A 21,403-nucleotide genomic window follows, 5' to 3' on the forward strand; every position below is an offset into this window, starting at 1 on the left:
GTCCAATGATGCCTGCCCCGCGCGGCTAGGAGCGCCGTGCGGGCCCGGAGCGCCGCGTCAGTGAGAACCGGGTCTCCTTTTCGCCCGACGGGCGAACAGCATGGTTCATTCGGCCGTCTTGAGCTGCCGGATGTCGGGTTTCGAGGAATCTCCGGCGCGGGAGTGCTTGGCGCGCCAAGCCGACGGCGTCTGCCCGGCCCAACGCCGAAAAGCACGGGTGAAGGCGCTGAGTTCGGAATACCTCAGGACCGCGGCAATCTGGTTCACCGCCATGTCGGTGTTCTCCAGGAGCTCGCACGCGATCTCGAAGCGCACCTCATTGGCCACTTGGCGGAAGGCGAGGCCCTCCGTGCGCAGGTGCCGGCTCATGGTGCGACGGTGCATCGAGAACAGGCGGGCGACGGCAGCGGCGGAACAACTGTCCCTGAGCAGCTCGGTGCGGAGCACCCGCCGCAGATCGTCGGTAAGGGGGCCGGAGCCGTGGCCCGGCGGTGTCTCGTCTGTCCTGCGGGTGGATGACATCTCCATGATCCCCTCCGCCTCTCCGGCAGCCCTGCCGCCGCCGAATAGCGCCATCATGGCCGCTCCCGAATCGGCCTGCTTGACCGCTTGTGACTTCCTCTTGACACTTGGGACCACACGCGCGCTGCCGTCCGGGTCCGCACGATGCGCTATTCAAGGAGCGGCGCATCGGCTTGGATCCCCATAAGCGGGGCGACTTTTGGGGCCGATGCTCTAACCGCCCTCTTCCGGCTTGCCCTTGACGAGCGTGAGCATCTGCCGGGCGGCGGCCGGCTCGACATCTCCTCGGCCCGCCACCTGGACGGTCGGAAATGCGAACTCGATGCCATTCTCGTCGAAAGCCTTCTTGAGCATCCCAAAGGCCTTGCGCCGGATCACGAACTGCTCGCCCGGACGGGTCATCATCTTCATGCGCAGCTGGATGGCGAAGTCGCCGAACTGCTCCACGCCCTGCATCTTCAACGGCTCGATGATGTTGGGGGCGCATTCCGGATCCGCCGCCAGTTCCTTGCCCACCTGCTTGATGATCTTCTTCGCCTTGTCGAGGTCGGTATCGTAGGTGACACTGATGGTCATCTTGTCGATGACCCAGTCGCGGCTCATGTTCTCCACCGCCCCGAGCTGACCGTAAGGGACCGTGAAGATAGGCCCGCGATGGTGCCGCAGCTTCACGGAGCGGAATCCCAGCTTCTCCACGGTGCCCTTGTAGGAGCCGCTCTGGATGTACTCGCCGACCCGGAAAGCGTCGTCGAGCAGGTAGAAGATGCCGCTGATGATGTCTTTCACCAGGGTCTGCGACCCGAACCCCACGGCAACGCCGAAGATGCCTGCGCCCGCGACGAGCGGACCGATCTCCACCCCCAGCGCCGAGAGCGCCATGAGCACGGCAACGGTCGCCAGAACGATGAACGCGGCCATTCGGAGCATCGGCAGAAGCGTTCGAACCCGTGCCTGGCGCAAGGCTTCTTCGCTCCCAGGAGCTGCCCCGTTCTGCAGGCGCGCCAGCTTGCGGTCGATCTGCGTCTTCACGACCTGCCAGAGGAGGTCGGCCACCAGCAGGATCACGATGCTGCTGAGCGCCCCCCGGATGAGACGCGTGACGACGGTGTCGCGGCTGGTCATCTCGCCCGGATCGATCCCCCATGCCCATGTGAGGAACAACGCCGCCCCGACGATCAGAAGGACCCGTATGCCCCGATCGAGATAGACGGCCCAGAGTTCGTGGCTGTGGACGGTCTCAGGACCTTCCGGTGACCGCAGCAGGTGGCGGGCGGCGTCTCTGGTGATCTTTATCGCCTGTGTCAGGAGGGCGGCCACCGCCAACAGCCAGAACAGACCCATCAGGCCGGCGACCCATAATCCCCACAGCAGAACGAGGTAGAGCGACAGCAACCACGTCCCGATCGTGTGATGCCGTGCTGGGTGCCTCGATGCCTCCGGCACGACCACAGGAGGAGACGGCCATCGCCAGACGGCCTCGACCGCCAGGACCAGAAGACCGATTCCCAAGGCATACGCGACCACCCTGCGGCCGTCGGGCGAGAACCCGAGTGTGCTCACCGATTCCACAGTGGCCCAGCCGAACGCGAACCAGCCGACGAACAGCACGATGCGGCGGTGCCAGAAGCGGGCCGCCTCGTCGGTCATGGGAACGACCCGAAGGACTTCGGGATCGTAAGGGCCGATCGCCCGGGGCGAGAGCAGCACCCGGCTGATCAGCAAGGCAATCCGCAGCAGGAGTGCCGCGACAAGATAGGCGAGCACGATGCGCCTGAGCAGGGGCGGCCAGTCGAAGACAAGGAACGCCCCGATGCTCCCCAACCCGAAGATCGCCACATGAGCCAGACCGAACCCCAGACGCCAGCCGATCATCCTCAGCCGGTCGTTGGCCGTTCGCACCGGCTGTGAAACGATCCGCTCGCCGGCCGATGCCGTGATCCTTCTGAAGATCCATTCGGCCCCGGCACCGAGGATCAGGAAGCCGAGGACGAGGAGGACGACGTCGACGGCGGACCGGCTCTGAAGCTCCTGCGACAGCAGATCCGCCGCCTGCCTGGCCTCGTGGGGAAGACGGGGCACCGCCGCCGCCAGGGAGGCGAGATGCGTCCGCAGCGCCTCGACGCGCCTCGCCATCAGCTCTGAATTCATGTCCTGCGGCTGTTGTGCCGCCTCCGCGGCCGGGGGCGGCGGCGGTCGTGCCTGCCGGTCGATCCACGCCCGTGTGGTTGGGTCTTCCAGAAGTCGTAGAAGTTCCTGAACCTGCGGTGGCGCAGGCGGGGCTGGATCGGCCTGGGCCCGGGCCGGGCCAAGGCCCGCCTGAACGAGGATCAGAACCGTCAAGCCCCATAGAGCAGCGAGCAGGGTCCGGGGTGGTCTCGCGCTCATGGTCCGCTCCGATCAGAACTGGTTACGGGCACCGGTAGACGATCTGGCCGTAGGCGTTCACGACCTGCTGGCAGCCGGGAGCGGCGTAATAGTAGGTCCCTGCCGCCGCCGCGCCGGCCGCCGCCCCGTAGGCAACGGATCTGCGGGTGGTCCGGCGAGCCACGCCGGCATAGCTCATCGGCGTCGCCGGGCGTCCGATCCTGGCTTCAGCCTGGCTGATGAACGAGCCTGATGAAACGGATGCATCGCCGCTCCAGAGCAGGCCTGCTCCACCGGCCGCAAGGGCGAGCGCCGCAAGGCTCACTTGCTTGAGGATGCTCATTTCGTACCTCCGGGAACGACGCCGGCCGGGATTTCATCGATGTCCTTGAGGACGGTAATGGCAACTCCGCTGGAACCTTCCGGCGGCTTGAACGCGAATGCATCCGGGGCGGGAGTGACGCCGGTCTTCCAGTCCCTGAGCCGCAGCGTGTACTGCGGTGCGGCCCCGACCGCCTTGCTGGTGATGACGTATTTGCGCGGCACCGGCTTGTCGCCGACCTCGACCCAGATCTGCCAGTCGGTGTCGAGATTGCGGAAGGCGAGATGCTCGCACTCGACCCCCTCGACGACGCCACGGCCGATGTGCTTGGCCTCCAACACCCCCGCCATCAGCTCGTCGTAGGGCTTCGCCAGCAGGAGATCGGCGCCCGGAAGTTCGAGCGACGCCTCGCTGCGGAGCCTGTCGACGGCCTCGTCGAAGGAGGTGGATCCGGCCACCTGGGCGAACCGGTTGCCGCCGCGATCATAGATTGTCACGTTGGTGCCGTCCGAGATGAGCTCGACATCGGCATAACCGCCGGTGCGGCTGATGCGGAACCTGTTCGGCCGGCTCAGGGCAACGTCGCCCGAGGCGCTGAACTGGATCTTCTCGACCGCCGGGGTCACCACCTCGATATCCGCATCGTACTTCAGGGACAGGTTCTCCTGTCGACTGACGTAATCCGCCATGGCCTTGAGAATGCCCTGGGCGTCACCGTCCTCCGCCCACGCGGCCGGAGCAGGAGCCCCTGCAAGGGCCATGGCGGTGAGAAGGCTCAATGCGGACTTTCTGAGCGCGGCGTCCGAACAAGAGAACATCCTTCGCATCATGGTATGCTCCTCCCTGGCCTTGCCGCAATGAAGCAGCAGGATCACCCATGCTCGCTCCATGAGATCAGCAGCCCGCGTGGATCACTGTAGGCTCCCGGGCGCTCCATGCTTGACCCGTGAGGACAATCCGTTGACAGTTTGGGCCGCAGGGTCGACGCGGCCGTCGGCCCGCCAGGCCTTGGGCGTCCGGCCCGACCAGCGCCGGAAGGCCCGGGTGAAGGCGCTGGCTTCCGAATAGCCCAGCGCCGCCGCGATCTGCCCGAGGGGCACCTCGGTGTCCTGCAGCAATTGCCGGGCGATCTCGAACCGGATCTCGTTGGCGATCGCCCGATAACCCATGCCGCTGTCCTTCAATCTGCGGCTCAGCGTCCGACGATGCATGGCCAGCGTCTCGGCGATGTCCTCGGCCGAGCAGCGGGCGCTCGTCAGCCGCGTCCGCAGCAGCCGCCGGATATCGTCCGAAAACTCGCGGCCCTGGGCGAGCTTCATCTGCCGGATTCGCTCCTCCAGCACCTCCCGCACCATCGGATCGGCGCCGTCGATCCGATGGTCAAGATCATGCGCCGGGAAAACCAGGGTGGCGCTCTCCTGATTGAACCGGACAGGGGACCGGAAATGGCGCCGGTACGGTTCCTGGTCCGCAGGGGCGGCACGGGGCAGCAGCACCTCGGCCGGGTTCCAGTCCGCTCCGCGCAAGGTGCGCAAGGCGTTGACCGCCACAGCAAGGGATCCGTCCGAGATCTGATCCGCGCTCTCGGCCTCGGGCTGGTAGATCGAGAAGGTGAGCAGTGCCATGCCGTCGCTGACCGTGAGCGAGGGCACGGCGCCCCGGTTCTGGATGCACAGGTTCGACACGAGCGCCCGCAAGGCATCCCCGACGGTCTCGGAATGCTGCATCAGGCGGCCGACCAGTCCCAATGACAGGATCGTGGCGTGCCGGCCGGCCAGAAACCCGAAATGCGGGCAATGAGTACGAGCGACGCTTAAGGTGAGAAGCCGGCCCAGAGCCGCGTGAGGAATGATGTTCGCACCGTCGTCAAAGAGGGCCGGATCGAGTCCCGCTTCACGGATGACGGGAGCCGGATCGATGCCGAAACCGCGCAGGGTCGGGGCGATTTCCTTAGCAACACCCAGATGAATGTAGCCGGGCGGAAGCATGCGACCCAATCCCGCCGGAACCGTGGACGAGAGCGATATGGGCCGTTCCTGACCGTTGCTCTTACCCTTGAGCGCAGGCCCGATGTTGTTGGTCATCGCAATGGCCTTCTCGCAGAGTTCTGATACGTGCCTCAGGACCGCACAGTCGATCCTTCCAAACACCGACGCTTTGACCAAGATCAATTTAACATAAACTAGCCGGTGATTGCGGCTCAATCGCGGACGTGACTTGTCCCATGCGGGCCGATGCTCCGCTCCTTGGAGCGCATTCGCGTCAAGATTGATCTGCCATGGGAAGTCCCATAGGAGTGTTTCTCATAGGAGGGCTTCGGCACGAACGGCCGCCTGCCTTTTCCCTTGCCGAACCGACACACGGCATTTGCATAGGACCGCCTCATGAAGAAGATCGGCTTTCTCTCGTTCGGGCATTGGTCACCCTCGCCGCAGTCGCAGACGCGCTCGGCCCGCGACACCCTTCTCCAATCCATCGACCTTGCCGTCGCGGCCGAGGAGCTCGGCGCGGACGGCGCCTATTTCCGCGTCCATCATTTCGCGCGCCAGCTCGCCTCGCCCTTCCCGCTGCTCGCGGCGGTCGGCGCGAGGACGAGCCGCATCGAGATCGGCACCGCCGTCATCGACATGCGCTACGAGAACCCGCTCTACATGGCCGAGGACGCGGGCTCGGCCGACCTGATCAGCGGCGGGCGTCTCCAGCTCGGCATCAGCCGCGGCTCGCCCGAACAGGTGATCGATGGCTGGCGCTACTTCGGCTATAGGCCCGAAGAAGGCCAAAGCGATGCCGACATGGCCCGCCAGCATACGGAAGTGCTTCTGAACGTCCTCAAGGGCGAGGGCTTCGCCGAGCCGAATCCGCGCCCGATGTTCCCCAACCCGCCCGGCCTGCTGCGCCTCGAGCCGCATTCGGAAGGCCTGCGAGAGCGCATCTGGTGGGGATCCGCGTCCAACGGAACGGCGGTATGGGCCGCACAGCAGGGCATGAACCTCCAGAGCTCGACCCTGAAGGAGGACGAAACGGGCGAACCCTTCCACGTCCAGCAGGCCAAGCAGATCCGCCGCTACCGGGAAGCCTGGAAGGAGGCGGGACATGCCCGCGAGCCCCGCGTCTCGGTCTCGCGGTCGATCTTCGCGCTCGTGAACGACCTCGACCGCGCCTATTTCGGGCACGGCAAGGACGGCGACCAGATCGGCCTCATCGATAACATGCGGGCGATCTTCGGCCGCTCCTACGCGGCGGAGCCGGACAGGCTCGTCGAGGAACTCAAGGCTGACGAGGCGATTGCCGAGGCCGATACGCTGCTCCTGACCGTGCCGAACCAGCTCGGCGTCGCGTACAACGCCCATGTCATCGAGGCCATCCTGAAACACGTGGCCCCGGCCCTGGGCTGGCGTTGAGGATCGGGCTCGAAGGCAAAGTCTCCTGTCGGGCCGGCACGATGCTCCAAGTGTTTAGTTTATGGCATCTTTTCACGCAAAACCCGTTCCCACTTTTGCGTTCGATGCTTCAATGCCGCTCGTGCCGGCACTGCCCGTGGTCGGCAAGCACCTCGATGATGCGGCATTCGGAGATCCTCCGGTGGTCGCATGCGACCATGGCCTCGAGCTCATCGCGCAGGGCCGTGAGGCGGGCGATCTTGTCGTTGACCTCGTCGAGATGAGCCTTGGTGATCTCGTGCACCTCGCCGCAGGCGCGGTCGGGTGCGCTCGTGAGATCAAGAAACTGTCGGATGGCCTCAACCTCGAACCCGAGCTCGCGGGCATGGCGGATGAAGTTGAGCCTGCGGACATCGCCCGTGCCATAGCGCCGCTGCTGGCCTTCCGTCCGGCTCGGCTCGGCCAGCAGGCCGATCTGCTCGTAATATCGGATGGTTGGCACCTTCACCCGAGTCTGCCGCGACAGCTCGCCGATCGTCAGGGACATGAAAGAAACCTCTTGAACCTCTAGCCGCTAGAGGATGTAGGCTCCGCCCGAATCGAAGTGAAGAGGTTTGTCATGCCTGAGGCATCCAATCTGCCCGGCGGCCATGGGGGCGAAGCCGGGTCCGCGCCGACGGGGCAGCGCACCCGCTACCGCGTCTCGGGCATGGATTGCGCCTCCTGCGCGGCCAAGATCGACACGGCCCTGCGGCGCAACCCCGGCGTGGCCGATGTGAACGTGTCGGTTCCGGCCGGAACCGTGATCGTTGCCCATGACGATACGGTCGTCCCGGCCGCTCTTGCAAAGCAGATCACGACGCTGGGCTACAGGGTCACCGGGCAAGGTCCTGCGGACGCCAAGGCCTCTGCGAAGGCCGACCATGGCCATGGACACGTGCATGGTCCCGGCTGCGATCACGGTCATGAGGGCCACGATCACCATCATGATCATGGTCACAAGCACGGTCACGATCACGAAGCTTCCGCCGGCCTGCACGGTCACCTGCACGATCATGGTCCCAGCGACGGTCCATGGTGGAGGAGCCCGCGCGGCCTGCTGACCCTCGCCTGCGGCCTGGCGCTCGTGGCCGCCTACCTCGTCGGCCGGCTCCTGCCGCAGACCGGGCATTGGGCCTTCGTCCTTGCCATGGCGGTCGGCCTCGTGCCGATCGCCCGGCGCGCGCTCGTGGCGGCCCGCTTCGGCACTCCGTTCTCCATCGAGATGCTCATGACCATCGCGGCCGTCGGCGCGGTGATCATCGGAGCCACCGAGGAGGCGGCCATGGTGGTGTTCCTGTTCCTGGTCGGCGAGCTGCTGGAAGGAGTCGCCGCGGGCCGGGCCCGGGCCAGCATCCAGAACCTGACCAAGCTGGTGCCCAAGACGGCCTTGATCGAACGCAACGGCACGACCGAAGAGATCCCGGCCGAAAGTCTGACGGTCGGCTCCGTCATCCTCGTCCGCCCAGGCGACCGGGTGCCCGCCGATGGCGAGATCGTGTCTGGCGAAAGCGCCGTCGACGAGGCGCCGGTCACCGGCGAGAGCGTGCCCAAACGCAAGGGCGAGGGCGAGACTGTCTTCGCCGGGACGATCAACGGCGACGGCGCCCTGCGCGTGCGCGTGACGGCCACAGCCCAGGACAACACCATCGCGCGTATCGTGCGCCTCGTGGAGGAGGCGCAGGAGAGCAAGGCCCCGACCGAGCGCTTCATCGACCGCTTCTCGCGCTACTACACGCCTGCCGTCCTCGTGGTCGGCGCGCTCGTCGCCGTCATGCCACCGCTGCTCCTTGGCGCCTCCTGGGGCGAGTGGATCTACAAGGGCCTGGCGATCCTGCTGATCGGCTGCCCCTGCGCTCTCGTGATTTCGACGCCCGCAGCCATCGCGGCCGGCCTTGCGGCCGGCGCCCGCCGCGGCCTGCTCATGAAGGGCGGGGCCGTGCTGGAGACGCTGGGCACGATCACCGTGGCGGCGCTGGACAAGACCGGTACCCTGACCGAGGGCAAGCCCAAGGTGACGGACGTAATCCCTATCGGGCGCTCGGAGCGCGAGGTCTTGTCGCTGGCTGCTGCCCTGGAGACTGGATCGAGCCATCCGCTCGCCACGGCGATCCTGGCGAAGGCCGCGGAGTCCGGCGTTCCGGTGCCGCCTGCGGCCAATGCGGGTGCCGTCGGCGGCAAGGGCGTGACGGGCAGCGTCGGGGGCATCGCGCTTTTCCTCGGCTCGCCCAAGGCCGCCGGCGAGCAGGTTGCGCTCACGTCGGCACAGACGGCGCTGATCACCGGGCTGAACGACGAGGGCAAGTCCGTCTCGGTGCTGCTCGCGGGCGATCAGGTCGCCGGGGTGATCGCCATGCGCGACGAGCCCCGCCCCGATGCGAAGGAAGGGCTCGAAGCCCTGAAGCGGGCGGGAGTCGACACCCTCATGGTCACCGGCGACAACCGGCGCACGGCGACGGCCATCGCGGCCGGGCTCGGCATCGAGCCCCGGGCGGACCTGCTGCCGCAGGACAAGCAGGCCATCGTCCGGGAGCTACAGGCCAATGGCCATGTGGTGGCCAAGATCGGCGACGGCATCAACGATGCACCGGGACTGGCGGCGGCGGATGTGGGCATCGCCATGGGCGGCGGCACGGACGTGGCTCTGGAAACCGCCGATGCGGCGGTGCTGCACGGGCGCGTGCTCGACATCGCCCGCATGGTGCGCCTGTCGCGGGACACCATGGCCAACATACGCCAGAACATCACCATCGCGCTCGGGCTCAAGGCGGTGTTCCTGGTGACCACCATCCTGGGCATCACCGGTCTGTGGCCGGCCATTCTCGCCGACACCGGCGCGACGGTGCTGGTCACGGCCAATGCCATGCGCCTGCTCGCCGCTGGAGGACGGACCTGACGGAGCCGAACGCGCTCACTCGGTTCCGGCTGAAGCCGCCGCTTCGGGGGCCCGGCTGGAGCCGCTGATGAGACGCCCCATGATGACGAGGGCCGTGGCGAAATAGACCCCTCCCATGGGGATCCACATGATTAGCCCGGCGAGCCTCTGGTCATCGATGGGCAGCAGGCCCCAAGCGGCGCTGCGGAGCGCCATCAGCGGGTACCAGACCTGCGGCGAGACGGCGAGGAGCAGGCCGAGAACGGCGGTGTGCAGGAACGTGAAGAAAAGAAGCGCGGCGGCCAGTCCGGAACCCGGACCCGGAACCCGGTAGGTCTCCAGGATCACGTGCCAGAAGAGCAGGCTCACCGCCAGCAGCACTGCAACCATGAGCACATGGAGGCCGGCATTCAGCAGGGCACCCTGATAGAGCGCGGGGACATGCCAGAACCAGATATTCGCGCCGTAGAGAACGAAGCCGGCGAGGAGAGAGGCATAGGGCTGCGATGCCGGCCCGTCCGTCCGCATGGCCTCGATCCACACGCGAAGACGGACCGGCAAGGCTGCGAGCAGAACACGGCCGGGGCAGCTCAAGGCCAGGAGCAGCGGAGCCCCGGCGACGAGCAGGACGTGCTGGACCATGTGGGCCCAGGCGAGGGTCGCGGCCATCCGGCACAGCGGCGAGACCAGCGCGACCACCAGGCACGCGATACCGGCGGCAAACAGGACGCGCTGGGTCAGGGAGGGCCGGGCATTTTCGTCCAGGATGCGCAACCCGCGACCATAGAGCGCTGCGGCTAGGGCCAGCGGCAGCACGATCACGGGCGAGAGGCTCCAGGATGACCAGACCTGCTCCGGCCTGGTCTCGGGCAGCGTCGCAAGGCACAGGGTCAGCAGTCCCAACGGGAGTTCGGGTTCAGCAGCCGCTGCGGAGCCCGCCGAGAGGACGACGGCTCCGGCGCCGTAAAGGCCAATTCGCATCGATGCCTTGACCCAGAATCCGGACATATGCCCCTCCCGAACAAGCTCCGCAGTGACAACTGCGGTCGGGCGGCTTTGTTCTCTCGGAAGGTCTGCCCCGCGCCGGAGATGGATCGAGGAAAGCGTGTCGCGCTTACTGGTTCGCCGTCATGGTCGGCGAGACCTGACCGCCGAGCGAGGCCCAGGCCATGCTCTGGTCGCCCTCGCGCTTGATGTAGGTGTAGCCCGTCCTGTGCCAGGGCAGGACGGCATTGCGCTTGTTGTCGAGAATGAAGTCGCCGCGGTTGGTACGCACCATCATGACCGCATGGCCAGCACCTTCCTCGTCGATCACCACGGTCATGCGCAGTGCGCGGCGGGGAAAGCCGGCCTCGACCAGGCGCTTGCGCTTGACGAGCTGGTAGTCCTCGCAGTCGCCGTAACCGTCCTCGGCGAAGTCCCAGCGGTCCTCGACGCCCCAATGGTCCATGTCGGTCTTGGGCTTGATGGCCGCATTGACCTGCTGGTTGACGCGCACGATCGTCTGCCATTCCTTGGCGCCCAGCTGAATGGTTGCCGGCTCGGACGGGTCGACCCGGCATTCCTCGGGGTACTGCTCGCAGAAACGAATCCAGCCCATGATCGGCTTTGCCATGCCGACCTGCGCGACGGGCTGCGAGGAGCCCGGCAGGATGCTCCCTGTCTGGGTCTGAGCCTGTGCGACCGCGGCACCGCATGCGATGGCGAGGGAAACAGCAGCGAGACGGAACGTGCTCTTGAAAAAAGGCCGGACGTTCAGAAGCCCGAAGAGAGGTTGCCGCATTGCCCCCACCGCTGTGCCGTTAAGGATTTGTTCATCTTTATTGGCACGGCGGGAATGGCGAATTCAAGGCAAGAGTTAAACAAGGGTTAACAGGCCGCAGCCGGTTTGGTTCCGCGCTCCGACGGGCTCGCGAAATGCATCGGATCTCGCAGGGCGTTCATGGGAATGTTATCGCAGGTCTGGGGCAGGGAACACGATGGCAGACCGGCCACCGGCCGGGCCTCAGCGCGGGTGGCCTCGACAGGGTCTGATGGGCCGCACAGATCAGGCGCGTCGTCCGGAACTAAAAGGCCGAGCCCAGCGAACAGTTTACCAGGTTTTCCGCTCGAACAATGCGCTCTTCAGGGATTGGAGCATCGGCCCACATTTGGGCCGATGCTTTAGCCGATCTGCTCGAGAATGATGGCCCGGATTTCTTCACGGGTGAGTGTGGTCTGCTGTGGCTGCCAAGTGGAGAGGGACTTGTGCGGCTGCTTCTTCGGCAAGGGCTGAGACAGCGTCTTGGCGGGCTTCGTATGAGATTTCGTGTACATAGGGTCCTTGAGCGGCTTCAGCTTCATGCCGTGCCGCTGTTGTTGATGTTGATGGGATCGAATGCGGAGCAAAACGACGGATCCGCCGCGTGAGCTGCACGCGGCGATCAAACTTCAAAGGTGCGGAAAGCGGGCTCGGCGCTCAATCATGAGCTTCAGAGAGCAGGCCGAACATATCGGTTGGATAGGACCAATATGGACTATTTTCCAGTCAATTGCAAGATAGAATAGAAATAATGATGAAAATGCCAGATGAGAACCGCCGAAGAAGCACTGCTCGACCGCTCCCGACTTTCACCAAAACCTGCCTGAATCCTTAGATTCCGGGGTATAGACAGAGCTAATCTGGACAACGACTTTGTCGATGCGCCTTGTATTCGCCGCAAGTGGTGCTTAGATAGAGAGCATCGACATTTGGCCGGACAATCGGGCCGTTCCGCCTTGGCCTTCCAGGCGCACGTTCAGACCCTCTTCCCAAACATCGACGAACCCGAGTGTGCGGGCGTGCGGCTGCACGCCCCTGGCTCACGTGCATAACAAGCCTATCCAAGGACATTCCCATGATTTCGGGCACCGTGAAATTCTACAACGATCAAAAAGGCTTCGGCTTCATCCAGCCGGACGATGGCAGCAAGGACGTGTTCGTCCACGCCACCGCGCTCGAGCGCGCCGGCATCCGCGGTCTGCGCGAAGGCCAGAAGGTCTCCTTCGACACCGCCGAAGACCGCCGCTCCGGCAAGGTCGCCGTCAACAACATTCAGGCGGACTGAGCATGATACGGCGCACGACATGAGTGCTGCCCACGAAGCCGCTCCCCGGCGGAGCGGCTTTTTCTTTCCCACGCCATGATCCAATGGCCAAACTGGGTGCTGAAGCGATGTATACGTTTCGAAAAACTCCCGCCAAATCGGTGATGTTCGTCGTCGATTACGATGATGCGCGCCGCGCCTATCTCTGGATCGATGATCTGGAAAAGGCTGCCAATGCACGCTCCGTCGAATTGACGGCACGCGCCCGCCAGGAACAGGGAACCCTCCCTGAAGGCACCATCACCAGCATTCGGCGTGTCCGATAGGGATTTCGGACGAGTTGGACGGATTTGATAAGATTGACAGGTGACATGAAGCAAAAAGATTTCGGCGAGCGACTCCAGGTTTCGCAAAGCGCGAAGCAGGCCATGCTGGCGAAGTTCCACCAGCGGCCCGGTCCGGACGACCCGGCAGTTTCAGAACGGCGTGCCGCGCGTGCTGCCGTGACCGCGGCACGCGACGCTCGCGTCGCCGAACGGGAAGCCAACCGTCTGGCCGAGGAGACCCGTCTCGCCATGGCGCGTGAAGCTCAGGCGGCCGATCAAGCCGTGCAGGAACGACGCGCCGCAGCCGAAAAGGAAGCGAGCGATGCTCGACACGAGGCGGAGCGCAAGGCTGCCCGCGATGCTCGCTACGCCGCCCGCAAGGCGCGAAAGTAACGACGTCTCACCCCGACCATCACCGCTGCGAGGAGACTGATCGATGGCTCATAAGTTCAAGGTTCGACAGATGGTTCGCCTGGCCCAACCGGGCTTTTCTGATTCCCGGGCCGGTGCGGCCAGCATCTACGAGGTTACGCGGCTCATGCCGGCTGACCAGACCGGAGAAGTTTCGTACCGGATCAAGTCAGGAGCGATCGAGAGAGCCGTCCGCGAGAGCGAGATCCGCGGCACCTAACGTTTCAGGATCGCTTCTTCGTCGACCCACCACGCCACGCGGTGGCGGAATGCAACCCACGAATCGAGAATGGACATCCTTTGCAAGTTCTAGTACGCGACAACAATGTCGATCAGGCTCTAAGGGTTCTCAAAAAGAAGATGCAGCGCGAAGGCATCTTTCGCGAGATGAAGGCGCGCAAGTCTTACGAGAAGCCGTCTGAACGCAAGACCCGTGAGAAAGCCGAAGCCGTCCGCCGAAGCCGCAAGCTGGCCCGCAAGCAGGCGATCCGGGAAGGATTGATTGCAGCGCCCAAGCCGAAGCCCCGCTTCGCCGGACCGCGCAAACCCGTTGCGGCTGTCAATACGAGCCCCCGCGCCGAGACGGCGGAGACGAAGGTCTAGCGGAAGCAGAAACGAAGACCTGCTTGCTGCTAGCAGGCGGCGCCTTATCAACCTGGCGCTCCTGTATTCGCCATGATCGAGGCGACCCGGCAATCTTCGTCCGGGAGCCTACAGAGATAGTCCCTAAGAACCCGTCCGCCGCTCGGCTCGCATATCAGGGTGCGGCTGCCGACGACTTGTCCTTTGCGGCAAAGGACGGTTGATAGGGCCGGACGGAGAACGTCTGAAGCCGCACGAGAGCGGCACTCAGGCGCGCAGCCTCCTCGTAGCGGGTCTCGTCATGCGGCGGCTGGTCCGTGCGGCCGCTGGCAAGCACCTCCGCCGTTGCCACAAGCCGACGAAGCGGTTTGGCGAGCCATGCGGAGAACAGGTACAGCAGGATGAGACCGACCAGCGCGCCGGCGCCGAGCATCATCCAGAAGGCCTGCGAAATGGCGCGCGTGGGATCGAGAACCGTGTTCAAATCCGCGCGTACGATGAGGCTCCAGCCGAAACTGGGCATGTCTTTGAACCGGATCGAGGGAATGACGGCCGTCATGTAGTCCTTGCCGTCCTGCCATCTTTCACGAAGCGAGATCGATGTGCCCTGGCTGGCGGCAATGGCCGATCCTTCGGACAAGGTGGTTTCCTTGAGCTCCTGCGGTCCCGAGAGAACAGTGCGATCGCGGGAGACGAGGAGGGCATCGACTCCCTGTCCCCTCACGGCCTGGATGATGTCCCGGACCATGTTCCAGTCAAAATGCGCTCCGATGACGCCGATCACGGCGCCTTGTTCATTCCTGACCGGGGCAGAGAAATCCACGAAGCGACGCGGCTCCGGCGTGGCGGGGAGAAGTTTCGCCAGAAGAACCGCCTCGTGAACGTCGACGGCGGCCGGGCCGCCGAGACCCCGACGGAACCACGGCCTCTCGGCGACGCTCGCCCCCTCCAGCATGCCCTTCGAGGCGGCGATGACCTTTCCCTGCACATCGGCTACGCCGATCCAGGTATAACGCCGATCCACCTGGCTCAGCAGGGTGAACTGCCGGCGGACTTCCTCGGGGTTGTCCAGACGCATGGCACGCGCCATTCCGTCCACGTCCTGCCAAAGCTCGTGCATGCGCCGCCCGAGCTGGTCGGCAACGATCTCGCCGAGAACCCGCAGGCGCGCGCTGTTGGCGACCTCGGCCCGGCGCTGCATCGCATTCGTGAACATCGAACCGGCCACGATGGCCGGCACGAGCATCAGCAAGGCGCCGACGACGAAGACGAGTGTTCTGATTCCAATGCGCATTCGTGCGCTCCCCTGTCTTGTGCCTAGAGCTGCTTCCCTTGCGTGAAACGGCTCTCTTCTTTGCCTTGCCGCATCTTTTCAAGTAAAACTGGTTTCCGCTTTTGCGTTCGATGCTCTAGCGCGACGCCAGGCCACGCATCCAGCCTCTGATCATCTCGGGAAGGTCGCCCCGTCCGACTCCTGGCCGCGCATCCGCCGTGTGCAGTTTGCGCAGGATACCGTCGCGCTGTTCCGGGGTCGGACGCAGGGACAGGCGATAGCCGTCGTTCGTTTCGCTCGTTACGCGGATGGCGACATCGCCCACATCCGCCAGCGCAATCGTCCCCAGCGCGCCCACCGATAGACCGGCCAAACCGCGGACACGGGCATGATCGATCCCGAGCTCGAGCACCCAGGAGGGAAGTCTTTGCGACCCGACGGCCATCGTGGCCAGTTCCACGGACTCGCGCTGCGGCCGGTTGACGCGAGGCCGCTCGACGCAGACCAGCATCGTGATGGCGAGCACGATCAGGTTGTAGATCGTCCAGAACAGAATGATCCTGATCCCATCTCCGGCCTTGAACACGTGGCTGAAGTGATCCGGGAAGATCAAGGGCATGAGAATTCCCAGAACGGTGAGGCCGAAGAGGATCGCGAACGGCTTCATCATCGGCCATTGTACGATGGTCTTCGTCCGGTCGCCGCCCTTTGCCGTGACGCGGAACTTATGCGGCCCCTTGGTCAGCAGGCCCATTGCCGCGGCGCGTGTGATGGGCCATGCGGCAATGAGCTGGGATACGTCATTGAGCACAGGCCAGATCATGCCATTCGAGATCCAGTTGAGCGTGATCAGAACGGCCGCGTAGTACGGAAGATAGTACGAGACGACATCCGTCAGCGAGGCGTTCACGACGATGATGCCGAAGTACCAGTAGAGCAACGGGCCGATGAGGGCGATGAGGCGGAATGGAAACGTCGTCATCCAGAACATCGCCGAGTCGACGAGGCTCAGGCGCTGCATGAAGCGCAGTCCGTTGGTGCCGAAGGGATTGTAGACGTTGCGCACGATCTCCATCATGCCCAGGCACCAACGTCCGCGCTGCACGACGTATTCATGCAGCCCTTCCGGGGCGAGGCCTTCGGTCAGCGCTTCGTTCAGGTAGACCGTCCTGTAGCCGTGGCTGTCGAGGCGGATGGTCAGGAGAAAGTCTTCCGTGACGCTCTGCGTCGGCAGGCCGCCGATCTCGCGCAGCGCCGAGACGCGCACCATCGAGGACGTTCCGCAGCATACCGCGATGCCCCACGCATCGCGGGCAGGCTCCAGATGTTCGAAGAAGAAGCGCTGCTCATCCGGATAGGCAGAGGCGATGTAGAGGTTGTGCTGGATCGGATCGGGATTGAAGAAGTGCTGCGGCGTCTGGACAAGGCCGACCTTCGGATCGTGGAACAGGGCGACGACCCGGCGTACGAAATTGCGGTGCGGCACGAAATCCGCGTCGAGGACGGCGACGAAATCGGGGGCGTCCTCGTCCTTCAGGCGCTGCGTCAGCGTGTAGTTGATGTTGCCTGCCTTCGCGTGCTCGTTGGTGGGCCGCGTCCTGTGCTCGGCGCCATAGCGGCGGCAGACCTCGGTCAGCCATTCCCGGCGCCCGTCGTCGAGCACGAAGATGCGCAGGTTCGGATAGTCGCTCGCCTGCGCGCCGGCGAGCGTGCGTTCGAGAACCTCCAGTTCCTCGTTGTAGGTGGCAATGTAGAGGTCGACGCGCGGCGCAGTGCTCCCCCACCAGGCGATGTTCCGGTCCGCCTCCTCATGCCGGTCCTTCCGCCGGGTCAGGAACAGATAGGCGGTGGTCGAGGACAGGAGAGCCAGGGCTTCGATCGCCACGAACGCCCATCCGACGATGACGTCGATGGTGAGCCCATCGACCGCCGGCGGAACCGTCTCGGTGATCCGCCAGATCATGTAGCGCCAGCCCAACACGGTCGTCAGGCCGAGCAGCAGGACGCGGATCCAGGTGCTTTTCTGCGTGGCCAGCGGCAGCAGCAGGGCAAGGCCGATCACGATGGCCAGACCAGCGAGGCTCGACAGGGATTGGTCGAGGACGAGCATCTAGAGGCCGAGATCCGTCAGCCTCTGCCGGATGCCGGCGAGCGGCCCGTCGATGAACACCACCCGGCCCGTGCGGCCGACGGCGCACGAGAGGTCCGGATCGCCGGCAAGCTCGGGAATGCTCAAGGCCACGTCGAAACGGGTCAGGTGTTCAGGGCTCGGACCGATGGCGAGCGTACTGTAGAGGCCGGCGGCCCCCGATCCGCCGAGGCGCGTGATGGTTCCCTGCATGACCCGGTCGTCGCCGATCAATCGGAACTGGGCCGGCGTGCCGACGCGGAGCGTGGAATAGACCCGCTCGCTCACGCTGGCCGTGACCATGACGGCGGAGCAGTCCACGAAGCGGACGAGATCCTGCCCCTGGTTGACGTGCTCGCCGCTGCTGGCAAGGAAGTTCCAGACGATGCCCGGGTTCTGCACCGAGAGCTCCGCCGAGGTCAGGCGGTTGACCCGGACGCGCTCGGCCGCGATCTGCGTCGAGACCAGATTCAGGCGGCTGCTGACATTGTCGGCCTCCGCCTTGAGCTCGGCCAGCCGGAGGTCGAACTCCCGGATGCGTTGAATCGAGAACGGCGCATCGTTGTACGAGTCTCCAATGAAGACCCCGTTCTGGGCCGAGGAGAGTTCCGCATTGAGATAGGTGATGCGCTCCCGGGCGCTGGCGATATCCTGTTTCGCAACGTCGTACTGAGCCTGGGCACGATCCAGTGTGATGGCGGTCTGGACGCCGCGGGAATTCAGGTCCTTGGTCCGGTCCAGGGCGCTGTCCGCCTCGCGGAAGCGCGCCTCTGCGGAATTCACGGCAGTCTGCGCCTCGGCGATGCGGGATCGGATCTGACGGACCCGCCCTTCCTGATAGCTCTTGGCTTGGGCGTCCAGGACCTTGCGGGCCTCGTCTACCGCCGAGGTCTGGGCCCGGAGCCGGGTGAGATCCGCCTCGAGGGTGGAACGGGTTCGCTCCAGGTCGATCAGGCGGGCATCGTCGAACTGATTGTCGGTGATGCGCACCACCGCCTCTTCGGGCGAAACCCGGGCGCCGATGCTGCGCACGGTGAATTCGGCCAGTCCCTGGATGGGCGCCCGGAGCACGGTCGTGCGGGCATTGATCGTAGCATCGGCGCTGGTTCCCGAAAGGTACTCACCGACGACGACATAAAGCCCCCCGAGGAGCAGGAGTAACCCCAAGAGGATACGAACGAATTTCATAGGTTAGAGCTCGATCGGGACCTGAGACGGAAGAGGCGACACTGACCATTGCCCCTAGCTCCGACCAAGACGCAACCCGTTATCAGACTAGGAAGCAGGCAAAGACATAAGTCTTAACCTGGCAGTTGGTTTCCATTGGATTACCTCGAAAGAGATGTTTGAGAAAGCCTCTATATTTGATCCCTTCATTTTATTGCGCAGTCTTTTTTCTTGAAGCGGGGACGTACCATACGCCATGCTCTCACGGCAGCGTCACCACGACTGAGCCGGTCCGTCTCACGCGGCTGGGATGATCAAGCATCACCAGTTGGTCGTTGACCGCGTATTTGCTTTCCATTGGGAAAGGTTGATCGCACGAACTCCCATGCCGCGACGAGATGGCGACGCAGCGCCTCCTCGGCGCTGTCCGGATCGCGCGCCGCAATGGCATCGAAGATGGCTTCGTGCCCTGCATAGTTCATCTGGTCGATATCGGCTCCGCGCTTCATGGAACGCCAGTGCTGGACGAGCCATTCCACATAGGCCTTGTGCACGGCCGGATAGATCGGGTTTCCTGGAATACGATAGAGGACGGCATGGAAGGCAGCGTCGGTTTCGTCGAACTGAGACGAGTTGCCGATCGCCTGCCGATTGGCTTCCAGTGCGGCTCGAAGCTCTTCGATATCGTCACGCCGCGCATGGCTGGCCGCCCAGCGTGCCAGCGCCGATTCGAAGAAGATGCGGCTCTCGAACAGGTTCCAGACCCCGTTGCGGTCCACCACGAGGTGCCCGACGAGATTGCCGACCTTGTCGAGTGCTATCCCGTAATCTGGCTTGCTCACGATGGGACGATGTCCCAAGCGGGTCACGACAAGCCCATTATTGGCCAGCGACACGATGGCTTCCCTGACCGCCGACCGGCTCACGCCATAACGCTGCATCAGCTCCCGTTCGGCCGGCAGACGATCGCCCTCCTGAAGATCGCCGGATTGAATCATCCGCATGAGGTCCTGCGCGACCGCGTCCGATCGACGTCCCGCGGGATCCTTGCCGAGCAGCTCCATCCCATTGCTCATGACTATTCCCCTCATCGGATCACGCATGTCGCCAAGCCCTGCGAACGAGAAGGCCCTTCTCCGAACCGGCTAACATATGGTCGGACCAAATGCCAGTCCGCGGCACGACAAAAGGGAGCTCACTGGGATCAGCCGGTAACTGGGGCACAATACTACTCGCTTGACAGCCAGTATTACCCTGTTCATCCTGGCTTCGGTCATACCAAACAGATCGGAAACCGACGACTGGTTTGACGTTGCTCAGCCTGAGCAAGCTCGGAGGAAACACGAGTGACGCCATTTGCAGGCATGAACGAGCCAGGCTCTCCCGCTCCCCTTCAGGGAGCCTTTTTTGACGGGAGCCTGCGATGACAGCTCCAACCCTGACGCGTCACGCGGACAGCGTGACTCACTACCAGATGTATATCGATGGAGGCTGGACCGATGGTCAGGCCCCTGGCCGTCTTGAGGTGGAAAATCCAGCCAACGAATCGGTTTTCGCGACCGTTCCCGTCGGCTGCGTGAACGACGTGACGGCGGCCCTTGAGGCAGCCAAGCGTGCCCAGCCCGCCTGGGCGGCGCTCCCGCCCATCGTGCGCGCGGGCTACGTTTCCGACCTCGCGGCAGCGGTGAAACGGGAGAAGGCGCATCTTGCCCGCATCGTGGTGCTCGAACAGGGAAAGCCTCTGAACCAAGCCGAGGGTGAGATCGACGCCGTCGTGACGTTTCTCACCTATGCGGCAGAGAACGCGCGGCGCATCGAAGGCGATCTTCTGCCGTCCGACCATCCGAACGAGGATGTCTGGATCCGCCGCGTGCCCTTCGGTGTGGTCGTCGGCCTGACGGCCTGGAACTACCCGGCGGCTCTCGCGGCACGCAAGATCGGCCCTGCCCTTGTCGCGGGTAACACCATCGTCGTGAAGGGCCATGAATCCACCCCCCTGTCGGCCATCGAGATCGCCCGTCTTGCCCACGAGGTCGGCCTGCCGAAAGGCGTGCTCAACGTGGTCACCGGCGACGGGCGCACCGTCGGCGATGCCCTCGTACGGTCGCCCCTGAGCGACCTCATCACCATGACGGGGAGCGTCCGTGCGGGACGGGAGATCTATGCGGCAGGCGCGCATGACCTGAAGGTCGTCCGGCTGGAATTGGGCGGCAAGGCGCCCTTCATCGTCCTGGAGGATGCCGATGTCGACGCGGCCGTCGAGGCCGCGATCATCTCGCGCTTCACGAATTGCGGGCAGATCTGCACCTGCAACGAGCGCATGTATCTGCACAGGGCCATTGCCGAGCCCTTTCTCGACAAGTTCGTTGCGCGGGTGAAGGCTCTGAGGCTCGCCGATCCCATGACGAACCCCGACATGGGACCGAAGGTGAACCGGCCCGAGGTCGACAAGGTCGAGGAGATCGTCAACGAGGCAATGGCGGCGGGCGCCGAGGTGCTCGCCGGCGGACACCGACTGACGGAAGGCGAGTTCGCCCGCGGGCACTGGTTCGAACCGACCGTCCTTCGGGTCCACAGCAACCGCGCGCCGGTGATGCAGCGGGAGATTTTCGGCCCTGTGGCGCCTGTGATGACGGTCGACAGCTTCGAGCAGGCGCTGAGCTTCGCCAACGACACGAGCTACGGCCTGTCGGCCTATGTCTACACCAACGATCTGCGCCGGGTCATGCGCCTGTCCCGCGGGCTTTCGTTCGGTGAGCTCTACGTCAACCGCCCCTGCGGGGAACTCGTCCAAGGCTTTCACACGGGCTGGAAGCACTCGGGCCTGGGCGGCGAGGACGGCAAATACGGTTTCGACGGCTACCTGCGCAAGCAGACTACGTATGTCCGTTGGTGACGTCCCGCAGGCCTGAAGGGCTGCGGCAATACGCGAAAGAACCCCGACAGAGG

The 21,403-nt window shown here is 64.5% G+C and carries 21 protein-coding genes; 8 read left to right on the forward strand and 13 right to left on the reverse strand.

Going from position 1 to position 21,403, the window contains the following annotated elements; genetic code table 11:
• Window positions 1-105: 105 nt before the first annotated feature.
• The 5 genes from DDF70_RS03880 to DDF70_RS03900 all read right to left on the reverse strand — a co-directional run bounded on the left by DDF70_RS03880 (window position 106) and on the right by DDF70_RS03900 (window position 5,292).
• Entirely contained in the window at window positions 106-579 is a 474-nt protein-coding gene (locus DDF70_RS03880) for a helix-turn-helix domain-containing protein (protein ID WP_245435358.1), read from the reverse strand.
• A 156-nt stretch (window positions 580-735) separates the two neighbouring features.
• Window positions 736-2,907, reverse strand: coding sequence for a mechanosensitive ion channel family protein (locus DDF70_RS03885; protein WP_114943538.1), 2,172 nt, complete (start codon window positions 2,905-2,907; stop codon window positions 736-738).
• Window positions 2,908-2,929: 22 nt separating this feature from the next.
• A complete protein-coding gene (locus DDF70_RS03890) occupies window positions 2,930-3,229 on the reverse strand; it encodes a hypothetical protein (RefSeq protein ID WP_114943539.1) in 300 nt (99 codons plus the stop codon).
• Window positions 3,226-3,987, reverse strand: coding sequence for a DUF2092 domain-containing protein (locus tag DDF70_RS03895; protein WP_245435359.1), 762 nt, complete (start codon window positions 3,985-3,987; stop codon window positions 3,226-3,228). The genes DDF70_RS03890 and DDF70_RS03895 overlap by 4 nt, the downstream gene beginning before the upstream one ends.
• A 132-nt stretch (window positions 3,988-4,119) precedes the next feature.
• Window positions 4,120-5,292, reverse strand: a complete 1,173-nt coding sequence (locus DDF70_RS03900; protein ID WP_114943644.1) for an AraC family transcriptional regulator — start codon at window positions 5,290-5,292, stop codon at window positions 4,120-4,122.
• 300 nt (window positions 5,293-5,592) lie between these two features.
• Here DDF70_RS03900 and DDF70_RS03905 point away from each other — a divergent pair, with 300 nt between their 5' ends.
• Window positions 5,593-6,609 (forward strand): LLM class flavin-dependent oxidoreductase, encoded by a 1,017-nt coding sequence (locus DDF70_RS03905; protein ID WP_114943540.1) that lies wholly within the window; start codon window positions 5,593-5,595, stop codon window positions 6,607-6,609.
• Between the two features lie 109 nt (window positions 6,610-6,718).
• On the opposite strand, the gene DDF70_RS03910 is transcribed toward DDF70_RS03905, so the two are convergent.
• On the reverse strand, window positions 6,719-7,135 hold the full coding sequence (locus DDF70_RS03910) for a MerR family transcriptional regulator (protein WP_114943541.1): 417 nt from the start codon (window positions 7,133-7,135) through the stop codon (window positions 6,719-6,721).
• 72 nt (window positions 7,136-7,207) lie between these two features.
• Here DDF70_RS03910 and DDF70_RS03915 point away from each other — a divergent pair, with 72 nt between their 5' ends.
• Window positions 7,208-9,523, forward strand: a complete 2,316-nt coding sequence (locus tag DDF70_RS03915) for a heavy metal translocating P-type ATPase (protein ID WP_114943542.1) — start codon at window positions 7,208-7,210, stop codon at window positions 9,521-9,523.
• Window positions 9,524-9,538: 15 nt separating this feature from the next.
• Here the strand turns inward: DDF70_RS03915 and DDF70_RS03920 are convergent, their stop codons facing one another.
• The 3 genes from DDF70_RS03920 to DDF70_RS03930 all read right to left on the reverse strand — a co-directional run bounded on the left by DDF70_RS03920 (window position 9,539) and on the right by DDF70_RS03930 (window position 11,845).
• Window positions 9,539-10,510, reverse strand: a complete 972-nt coding sequence (locus DDF70_RS03920; protein ID WP_114943543.1) for a cytochrome c oxidase assembly protein — start codon at window positions 10,508-10,510, stop codon at window positions 9,539-9,541.
• 106 nt (window positions 10,511-10,616) lie between these two features.
• The gene (locus tag DDF70_RS03925) at window positions 10,617-11,285 is read right to left on the reverse strand and encodes a transglutaminase-like cysteine peptidase (protein ID WP_114943544.1); all 669 of its coding nucleotides are present in this window, start codon (window positions 11,283-11,285) and stop codon (window positions 10,617-10,619) included.
• A gap of 380 nt (window positions 11,286-11,665) precedes the next feature.
• Window positions 11,666-11,845, reverse strand: a complete 180-nt coding sequence (locus tag DDF70_RS03930; protein ID WP_114943545.1) for a hypothetical protein — start codon at window positions 11,843-11,845, stop codon at window positions 11,666-11,668.
• Between the two features lie 533 nt (window positions 11,846-12,378).
• On the opposite strand from DDF70_RS03930, the gene DDF70_RS03935 reads away from it, so the two are divergent.
• The 5 genes from DDF70_RS03935 to rpsU all read left to right on the forward strand — a co-directional run bounded on the left by DDF70_RS03935 (window position 12,379) and on the right by rpsU (window position 13,907).
• The gene (locus tag DDF70_RS03935) at window positions 12,379-12,588 is read left to right on the forward strand and encodes a cold-shock protein (RefSeq protein ID WP_114943546.1); all 210 of its coding nucleotides are present in this window, start codon (window positions 12,379-12,381) and stop codon (window positions 12,586-12,588) included.
• 83 nt (window positions 12,589-12,671) lie between these two features.
• Window positions 12,672-12,893: a hypothetical protein gene (locus tag DDF70_RS03940; RefSeq protein WP_114943547.1), complete on the forward strand. Its 222-nt coding sequence runs from the start codon at window positions 12,672-12,674 to the stop codon at window positions 12,891-12,893.
• Between the two features lie 45 nt (window positions 12,894-12,938).
• A complete protein-coding gene (locus DDF70_RS03945) occupies window positions 12,939-13,286 on the forward strand; it encodes a DUF6481 family protein (protein ID WP_114943548.1) in 348 nt (115 codons plus the stop codon).
• Between the two features lie 43 nt (window positions 13,287-13,329).
• Window positions 13,330-13,524, forward strand: coding sequence for a hypothetical protein (locus tag DDF70_RS03950; RefSeq protein ID WP_114943549.1), 195 nt, complete (start codon window positions 13,330-13,332; stop codon window positions 13,522-13,524).
• Between the two features lie 80 nt (window positions 13,525-13,604).
• Window positions 13,605-13,907 (forward strand): 30S ribosomal protein S21, encoded by a 303-nt coding sequence (gene rpsU, locus DDF70_RS03955; protein WP_114943550.1) that lies wholly within the window; start codon window positions 13,605-13,607, stop codon window positions 13,905-13,907.
• A 154-nt stretch (window positions 13,908-14,061) separates the two neighbouring features.
• Here the strand turns inward: rpsU and DDF70_RS03960 are convergent, their stop codons facing one another.
• From DDF70_RS03960 to DDF70_RS03975, 4 genes are all read right to left on the reverse strand, one after another.
• Window positions 14,062-15,180: a cache domain-containing protein gene (locus DDF70_RS03960; RefSeq protein WP_114943551.1), complete on the reverse strand. Its 1,119-nt coding sequence runs from the start codon at window positions 15,178-15,180 to the stop codon at window positions 14,062-14,064.
• A gap of 115 nt (window positions 15,181-15,295) precedes the next feature.
• The gene (locus tag DDF70_RS03965; protein ID WP_114943552.1) at window positions 15,296-17,269 is read right to left on the reverse strand and encodes a glycosyltransferase family 2 protein; all 1,974 of its coding nucleotides are present in this window, start codon (window positions 17,267-17,269) and stop codon (window positions 15,296-15,298) included.
• The gene (locus tag DDF70_RS03970) at window positions 17,270-18,475 is read right to left on the reverse strand and encodes an HlyD family secretion protein (RefSeq protein ID WP_114943553.1); all 1,206 of its coding nucleotides are present in this window, start codon (window positions 18,473-18,475) and stop codon (window positions 17,270-17,272) included.
• Between the two features lie 293 nt (window positions 18,476-18,768).
• Window positions 18,769-19,530: an FCD domain-containing protein gene (locus DDF70_RS03975; RefSeq protein ID WP_114943554.1), complete on the reverse strand. Its 762-nt coding sequence runs from the start codon at window positions 19,528-19,530 to the stop codon at window positions 18,769-18,771.
• A 347-nt stretch (window positions 19,531-19,877) separates the two neighbouring features.
• Here DDF70_RS03975 and aldA point away from each other — a divergent pair, with 347 nt between their 5' ends.
• Complete coding sequence (gene aldA, locus DDF70_RS03980; protein ID WP_114943555.1) at window positions 19,878-21,350, forward strand: aldehyde dehydrogenase; 1,473 nt, start codon at window positions 19,878-19,880, stop codon at window positions 21,348-21,350.
• The last annotated feature ends 53 nt before the right edge of the window (window positions 21,351-21,403 follow it).

The organism is Microvirga calopogonii (genome assembly GCF_003347665.1).
GTDB lineage: Bacteria > Pseudomonadota > Alphaproteobacteria > Rhizobiales > Beijerinckiaceae > Microvirga > Microvirga calopogonii.

Bases quoted from the DNA above. Each gene is read 5' to 3' on its own strand.
- DDF70_RS03885 (WP_114943538.1), bottom strand. From the start codon at position 2,907: ATGAGCGCGAGACCACCCCGGACCCTGCTCGCTGCTCTATGGGGCTTG.
- DDF70_RS03925 (WP_114943544.1), bottom strand. From the start codon at position 11,285: ATGCGGCAACCTCTCTTCGGGCTTCTGAACGTCCGGCCTTTTTTCAAG.
- aldA (WP_114943555.1), top strand. From the start codon at position 19,878: ATGACAGCTCCAACCCTGACGCGTCACGCGGACAGCGTGACTCACTAC.
- DDF70_RS03880 (WP_245435358.1), bottom strand. From the start codon at position 579: ATGATGGCGCTATTCGGCGGCGGCAGGGCTGCCGGAGAGGCGGAGGGG.
- DDF70_RS03905 (WP_114943540.1), top strand. From the start codon at position 5,593: ATGAAGAAGATCGGCTTTCTCTCGTTCGGGCATTGGTCACCCTCGCCG.
- DDF70_RS03915 (WP_114943542.1), top strand. From the start codon at position 7,208: ATGCCTGAGGCATCCAATCTGCCCGGCGGCCATGGGGGCGAAGCCGGG.
- DDF70_RS03965 (WP_114943552.1), bottom strand. From the start codon at position 17,269: ATGCTCGTCCTCGACCAATCCCTGTCGAGCCTCGCTGGTCTGGCCATC.
- DDF70_RS03920 (WP_114943543.1), bottom strand. From the start codon at position 10,510: ATGTCCGGATTCTGGGTCAAGGCATCGATGCGAATTGGCCTTTACGGC.
- DDF70_RS03975 (WP_114943554.1), bottom strand. From the start codon at position 19,530: ATGAGCAATGGGATGGAGCTGCTCGGCAAGGATCCCGCGGGACGTCGA.
- DDF70_RS03935 (WP_114943546.1), top strand. From the start codon at position 12,379: ATGATTTCGGGCACCGTGAAATTCTACAACGATCAAAAAGGCTTCGGC.
- DDF70_RS03930 (WP_114943545.1), bottom strand. From the start codon at position 11,845: ATGAAGCTGAAGCCGCTCAAGGACCCTATGTACACGAAATCTCATACG.
- DDF70_RS03910 (WP_114943541.1), bottom strand. From the start codon at position 7,135: ATGTCCCTGACGATCGGCGAGCTGTCGCGGCAGACTCGGGTGAAGGTG.
- DDF70_RS03950 (WP_114943549.1), top strand. From the start codon at position 13,330: ATGGCTCATAAGTTCAAGGTTCGACAGATGGTTCGCCTGGCCCAACCG.
- DDF70_RS03970 (WP_114943553.1), bottom strand. From the start codon at position 18,475: ATGAAATTCGTTCGTATCCTCTTGGGGTTACTCCTGCTCCTCGGGGGG.
- DDF70_RS03940 (WP_114943547.1), top strand. From the start codon at position 12,672: ATGGCCAAACTGGGTGCTGAAGCGATGTATACGTTTCGAAAAACTCCC.
- DDF70_RS03900 (WP_114943644.1), bottom strand. From the start codon at position 5,292: ATGACCAACAACATCGGGCCTGCGCTCAAGGGTAAGAGCAACGGTCAG.
- DDF70_RS03945 (WP_114943548.1), top strand. From the start codon at position 12,939: ATGAAGCAAAAAGATTTCGGCGAGCGACTCCAGGTTTCGCAAAGCGCG.
- DDF70_RS03890 (WP_114943539.1), bottom strand. From the start codon at position 3,229: ATGAGCATCCTCAAGCAAGTGAGCCTTGCGGCGCTCGCCCTTGCGGCC.
- DDF70_RS03960 (WP_114943551.1), bottom strand. From the start codon at position 15,180: ATGCGCATTGGAATCAGAACACTCGTCTTCGTCGTCGGCGCCTTGCTG.